Annotated in this window: 3 protein-coding genes; 1 reads left to right on the top strand and 2 read right to left on the bottom strand. The window is 65.8% G+C overall.

Translation table 11 applies throughout. The features are described from left to right. Positions 1 to 238: 238 nt before the first annotated feature. Positions 239 to 1,522 (bottom strand): ATP-dependent Clp protease ATP-binding subunit ClpX, encoded by a 1,284-nt coding sequence (clpX, locus tag AC2VOG_RS07055; protein ID WP_046187626.1) that lies wholly within the window; start codon positions 1,520 to 1,522, stop codon positions 239 to 241. Positions 1,523 to 1,778: 256 nt separating this feature from the next. Here clpX and mmuM point away from each other — a divergent pair, with 256 nt between their 5' ends. After that, positions 1,779 to 2,705 carry a homocysteine S-methyltransferase gene (mmuM, locus tag AC2VOG_RS07050; protein WP_486939201.1) on the top strand — a complete coding sequence of 309 codons (927 nt, stop codon included), beginning with the start codon at positions 1,779 to 1,781 and terminating at the stop codon, positions 2,703 to 2,705. Positions 2,706 to 2,725: 20 nt separating this feature from the next. Here mmuM and AC2VOG_RS07045 read toward each other — a convergent pair. Continuing rightward, positions 2,726 to 3,171, bottom strand: a 446-nt coding sequence (locus tag AC2VOG_RS07045) for an ATP-dependent Clp protease proteolytic subunit (protein ID WP_486939200.1), incomplete at its 5' end; no start/stop codon positions are given.

Below are 3,171 nucleotides of genomic sequence, written 5' to 3'. Positions count from 1 at the left end.
CGCACCCACAAGTTTTTCTGTCACTGGCAGTACCGATTATTGCACCGCTCTTATAGACCATACGACGCCACACCGTGTCGAAATTCGGGTTACTCAGTGTTAAATGTCGATGTCACACTGGGGTTCGCGGTCAACTTGAGCCGGAAATGTGGTTTTCATCACGTTCACCCGCGCGCCAACTCTAAGAGAAGTTCGGTACTGGCGAGTAACTTTGCGCGGCGTCGAGCGCCGCCCCGGGTCAGGCGCTCTTGTCGCGACGCTCGCCGCGCGATGCCTTGCGCGGCACGATGGTCGGCAACACGTTGTCCTGCACCGTTTCCTTGGTCACGACGACCTTGGCGACATCGTTGCGGCTGGGGATGTCATACATGACCGGCAGCAGGACTTCTTCCATGATCGCCCGCAGACCGCGCGCACCGGTGCCGCGGTGGATGGCCTGATCTGCGATGGCCTCCAGCGCGTCCTGGCTGAACTCGAGCTCGACCCCGTCCATCTCGAACAGCCGGGTGTACTGCTTGACGAGCGCGTTCTTGGGCTCCGACAGGATCTTGACCAACGACTCCATGTCCAGGTTGGTCACCGAGGCCACCACCGGCAACCGGCCGATGAACTCGGGGATCAGACCGAACTTGATCAGGTCTTCCGGCATGACCTCGGCGAAGTGGTCGGTGGTGTCGATCTCGGCCTTGGACCGGACTTCGGCGCCGAATCCCAAGCCCCGCTTGCCAACCCGGTCCGAGACGATCTTCTCCAGGCCGGCGAAAGCACCGGCAACGATGAACAGCACATTGGTGGTGTCGATCTGGATGAATTCCTGGTGCGGGTGCTTGCGACCGCCCTGCGGCGGAACCGAGGCCTGCGTACCTTCCAGGATCTTGAGCAGCGCCTGCTGCACGCCCTCGCCGGAGACGTCGCGGGTGATCGAGGGGTTTTCGCTCTTGCGGGCGATCTTGTCGACCTCGTCGATGTAGACGATGCCGGTCTCGGCGCGCTTGACGTCGTAGTCGGCCGCTTGAATCAGCTTGAGCAGAATGTTTTCGACATCCTCACCGACATAGCCGGCTTCGGTGAGTGCCGTCGCATCCGCTATTGCGAACGGGACATTGAGCATCTTGGCCAGCGTTTGGGCCAGGTAGGTCTTGCCACAGCCGGTGGGCCCGAGCATCAAGATGTTGGACTTGGTCAGCTCAACCGGCTCACCCGAGCGCGAGTCCCGGCTCTTCTCGCCGGCCTGGATGCGCTTGTAGTGGTTGTAGACGGCCACCGCGAGCGTGCGCTTGGCCGTGTCCTGGCCGATGACGTAACCCTCCAGGAACTCCCGGATCTCAGCGGGCTTGGGCAGCTCATCGAGCTTCACGTCGTCGGCGTCGGCCAACTCCTCTTCGATGATCTCGTTGCACAGGTCGATGCACTCATCGCAGATGTAGACGCCCGGACCTGCAATGAGCTTCTTGACCTGCTTCTGACTCTTGCCGCAGAACGAACACTTCAGCAGGTCCCCGCCGTCTCCAATGCGCGCCATGGTGCGTTAGGACCTACTTCCTGTTCGCCGTCTGTCGTCGGGGTGCCGGTGTCTGCTCCGACGCTACCCGTTCACTCCGGTGCGAGGCGACCGATAAGGCCGAATCGCGTCGTTGGTATTCATCACGGGCTCCGTCTGCCTGCTCCACGAACATATAGCCCAAGGCGCCGCAGCCGGCGTGTGACGCGCTGGCGTGGCGTGAGCGTTTCGGGGGCGTTACCCGGCTGTGAGCCGGGCGGAGCCTTCCAGCTCTAGAGTGGCAAACGTGGGGTTCGCCGTGCCCGACGATACCGTGCTCGTCGCCGATGGGGGGCTGGCGACGGAGCTGGAAGCCCGCGGGGCCGACCTGTCCGACCCGCTGTGGTCGGCCCGGTTGCTCGTGGAAGCACCCCAAGACATCGCGGCCGTTCACGCGGCCTTCTTTGCCGCCGGTGCGCAGATCGCGACCACCGCCAGCTATCAGGCGAGCTTCGACGGATTCGCCGCCCGCGGGATCGACCGACGGGCGGCCGCCGGGCTGTTGCGCCGCAGCGTGGACCTGGCCCGCCAAGCCGGCGACGGCGCGCGTGGGCGCTGGGTTGCGGCGTCAGTCGGCCCGTACGGCGCCGCTCGCGCCAACGGCTCGGAATACCGCGGCCGGTACGGACTTTCGGTCACACAGCTGTCTGCGTGGCACCGGCCCCGGTTGGAGATCCTGGCCGACGCCGGCGCCGACCTGCTCGCGTTGGAGACCGTGCCGGACCTCGATGAGGCGGCGGCCCTGGTGGGCCTGGTCCAGGAGGCGAACGTTCCGGCCTGGCTCAGCTACACGATCGACGGCACCCAAACCCGCGCCGGGCAGCCCCTCGCGGAGGCCTTCGCGGTGGCCGCCGAGGTGCCGCAGATCGTCGCGGTGGGGGTGAACTGCTGCGCCCCGGCCGACGTCCTGCCGGCGATCGAGATCGCCAGCGAAGTCACCGGCAAGCCGCTGATCGTCTACCCCAACAGCGGTGAGCAGTGGAGGTCGGGGCGCTGGGCGGGACCGAGGCGCTTCTCCCCCGCCCTGGTGCCGGCCTGGGTTGCCGCCGGTGCCCGCATCATCGGGGGTTGCTGCCGGGTGGGCCCGGCCGAGATTGCCGCCGTGGCGGCCGTAGCCCGCCGAGCGTGTAATGAGCGCGGAAATCCGGCTGAAAATTCGCGCTGAGTACACGCTCGGCGCGGGGCCTACGCCGTCTGAGCCGACAGCTTCCGGTACTCCAGCACGGTGTCGATGATCCCGTACTCCTTGGCCTCGGCCGCGGTCAGGATCTTGTCGCGGTCGGTGTCCTTGCGGACCACCTCCGGGTCCTTCCCGGTGTGGCGGGCCAGGGTGGACTCCATCAGGGTCCGCATCCGCTCGATCTCAGCGGCCTGGATCTCCAGGTCGGAGAACTGGCCCTGGATCACTCCGGACAGCGACGGCTGGTGGATCAGCACTCGGGCGTTGGGCAAAGCCATCCGCTTGCCCGGCGTACCCGCCGCCAGCAACACCGCCGCAGCCGAGGCGGCCTGACCCAGGCACACGGTCTGAATATCGGCCCGCACGTACTGCATGGTGTCGTAGATCGCCATCAGCGAGGTGAACGAACCACCCGGGGAGTTGATGTACATGGTGATGTCGCGGTCGGGGT

It is taken from the genome of Mycobacterium sp. TH-M11, assembly GCF_057473725.1.
This window is presented reverse-complemented; position numbering and strand designations above follow the sequence as displayed.